The organism is Pseudomonadota bacterium, from assembly GCA_018242545.1.
Classification (GTDB): domain Bacteria; phylum Pseudomonadota; class Alphaproteobacteria; order 16-39-46; family 16-39-46; genus 16-39-46.
On sequence record JAFEBT010000103.1, the window covers coordinates 1 to 2,818 of the forward strand.

3 protein-coding genes and 1 tRNA gene are annotated in these 2,818 nt (G+C 32.8%); all 4 read right to left on the reverse strand.

Going from position 1 to position 2,818, the window contains the following annotated elements; translation table 11 throughout:
* Positions 1-185: 185 nt before the first annotated feature.
* Positions 186-265: transfer RNA gene (locus tag JSS34_08655), tRNA-Leu, on the reverse strand.
* A gap of 4 nt (positions 266-269) precedes the next feature.
* Positions 270-521 (reverse strand): hypothetical protein, encoded by a 252-nt coding sequence (locus tag JSS34_08660; GenBank protein ID MBS0186367.1) that lies wholly within the window; start codon positions 519-521, stop codon positions 270-272.
* A 104-nt stretch (positions 522-625) separates the two neighbouring features.
* Positions 626-1,321, reverse strand: a complete 696-nt coding sequence (locus tag JSS34_08665; protein MBS0186368.1) for a hypothetical protein — start codon at positions 1,319-1,321, stop codon at positions 626-628.
* A 15-nt stretch (positions 1,322-1,336) separates the two neighbouring features.
* Positions 1,337-1,534: a hypothetical protein gene (locus JSS34_08670; GenBank protein ID MBS0186369.1), complete on the reverse strand. Its 198-nt coding sequence runs from the start codon at positions 1,532-1,534 to the stop codon at positions 1,337-1,339.
* Positions 1,535-2,818 lie beyond the last annotated feature (1,284 nt).

Here is a 2,818-nt window from a genome sequence, read left to right on the forward strand (position 1 = left end):
GAGAGAGAGAGAGAGAGAGAGAGAGAGAGAGAGAGAGAGAGAGAGAGAGAGAGAGTATTTGGATTTTTAGAGATATTACGAGGATAAAATATTACGAAGATAAAATATTACGAAGATAAAATATTATGAGGACAAGATATTACGAAGATAAGATATTATGAGGACAAGATATTACGAGGACAACCTGCAGAAGGTGGGACTTGAACCCGCACGCTATTAACATGTAATCCTAAGTTACACATGGCTACCATTTCATCACTTCTGCTCTATCATGTTCCTCGTCGATTTCCCTCAATTTGCCCTGTATCTGTATATTTTCGATATATATGTCGAGATACTCGATACCCTTTTATTACTGTTCGAGTTTTTCCTGTTTCATAACAGATATTTTGCGGACCTTTACGCAGTGGGGACGGGGATTCCGCATTTGTGCCTAGGCTTTTTACTAATTGTGTAACTATCTGGTCTACCTTATTTGCTATAAAGGCTTTTCGATTTCGTTTCTCTCTTATTATTTTCATAAGAAAGTTTATAGGATTCTAACCTATACCTCTCTTTTACAGGTTTCCCCTTAGATTATTCAATTTAATACTGTTGAATGGATTGATAATAATACTTCACTTGGTCATACTCCTAATATTATTGAGATTATCGCTAATGGTGCTAATACTATAAATTCTCTTCGACTTGTGTCTCTTGGTGCTTCCTCTAAATAGGGTGTCACTACTCCAAATGTTACTCGATTAAACATATAGATTCCATATGCTCCTCCTAATATCATTCCTAATGTTGATATTACCGCTACCGCTTTACTTGTATCCATCACTCCTCTTAATGTTATGATTTCTCCTATAAAGTTACTTGTTCCTGGTACCGCTATATTTGACATTGTTAATATAAAGAATAATATACTAAATATTGGCATTGTTGTCGCTACTCCTGAATAATATCTTATCGTTCGTGTGTGGTATCGATCATATACTATTGCTACTGCTATAAATAATCCTGATGATACTACTCCATGCGCCAATTGAATAAATATTGATCCTTCTTGACCTGATGTTGTTGGTGTAAATATTCCTAATGTTACTATTCCCATATGAGCTACCGATGAATATGCTACTATTCGTTTTAAATCTGTTTGTCTTAATGTTGTTAAACTTGCATATACTACTCCTAATAAACTTAATGTATATATTAATGGGCTATAGTATTCTGATGCTGTTGGCATTAATACTTGAACATATCTTAACATTCCATAGCTTCCTAATTTTATTAGTACTCCTGCTAGTAATACTGACCCGGCGATTGGGGCTTCCACATGTGCTAATGGTAATCATACATGGAATGGGTACATTGGGATTTTTACCATTAAACTTGCCATAAATCCTAGGAATAATACTTTTTCAACTGATACTCCTAATTCCATTGTTGTCAATGTTATATAATCTGTTGTTCCCGCTATTGTATAAATATATATTATACTTACTAACATTAATACTGATCCTATTAATGTATAGAAAAAGAAATACATTGCTGCTGTTATCTTTTGTTTTCGCGCTCCTCATACTCCTATTAAATAAAATACTGGAATTAAAACTCCCTCATAAAATACATAAAATCCTAGAATATCTAATACTGTAAATACTCCTACTAGTAATACCTCGATTACTAATAAACTTACATAATATTCCGTTTCTTGGACTCTTGGTGTATCTCATCCTACTAATATACATATTGGTATTAATATTGCTGTTAACAATACAAATACCATTGTTACACTATCCATTCCAAATAATACACTATATGTTGATCATTTTAGTTCTAACATATGTTGGAATCCTAGTGCACTCTTATCCATTAATATGTATAAGCGGATTGTTTCGATTAGCGTTAATATACTTACTGCTAATGCTACTTCTCGAACTCGATTCTTTGATGCTGTTGGTAGCATTACCAATAACGCTGTTCCTATTAGTGGTATTAATATTAAGTTTTTCATCTTTTACCCTACTACTTTTTCGATTTTCTATAATCTATTTTCTATAATTGATTTTATATAGTAATTTTTATATAGTAGATTTTATATAGTTGATTTTATATAGTAATTTTTATATAGTTGATTTTATATAGTTGATTTTATATAGTTGATTTTATATAGTAATTTTTATATAGTAGATTTTATATAGTAATTTTTATATAGTAGATTTTATATAATAAATCTTATATAAAGGGCAATTCTCCTGGCCCTGTACGACGGGGATTATTTGGGGCTTATTTTGGGCTTCTCTTTGGGGCTTATCTTTTTGGGCTTCTCTTTTGGGCTTATCTTTTTGGGCTTCTCTTTTGAGCTTCTCTTTTGAGCCTCTCTTTTGGGCTTCTCTCTACAAAGAGGTTTCTCACTTACTTTCTACAAACCTATTTACTCTACTACTTTTTCGATTTTCGATTATTGATTTTATCTTATATAATGGGCATTTTCCTGGCTATCTACGAGAGGGGGCCATTTTAGGCTTATCTTTTGGGCTTATCTCTACAAAGAGGTTTCTCTCTCACTTTATACAAACCTATTTACCCTCAACCTATACTAAAGATTTATATTAATGGGCATTTTGCCTGGCCCTGTTCGAGAGGCCTTCTGACTATGGGGGTTTATCACCATTATACAATTTGGGATTTATTTAGGGATTCTCCCTGCCCTGTTCTTGGGGATTGGCCTTAATTGGATTTTCTCTGCTAGATTTTTCTCTGCTAGATTTTCTCACTTGAAATACTCGAATGTATTATTTTCACATTCTCTATACTTGAAATACTCGAA

Bases quoted from the DNA above. Each gene is read 5' to 3' on its own strand.
- JSS34_08670 (MBS0186369.1), bottom strand. From the start codon at position 1,534: ATGTATTTCTTTTTCTATACATTAATAGGATCAGTATTAATGTTAGTA.
- JSS34_08660 (MBS0186367.1), bottom strand. From the start codon at position 521: ATGAAAATAATAAGAGAGAAACGAAATCGAAAAGCCTTTATAGCAAAT.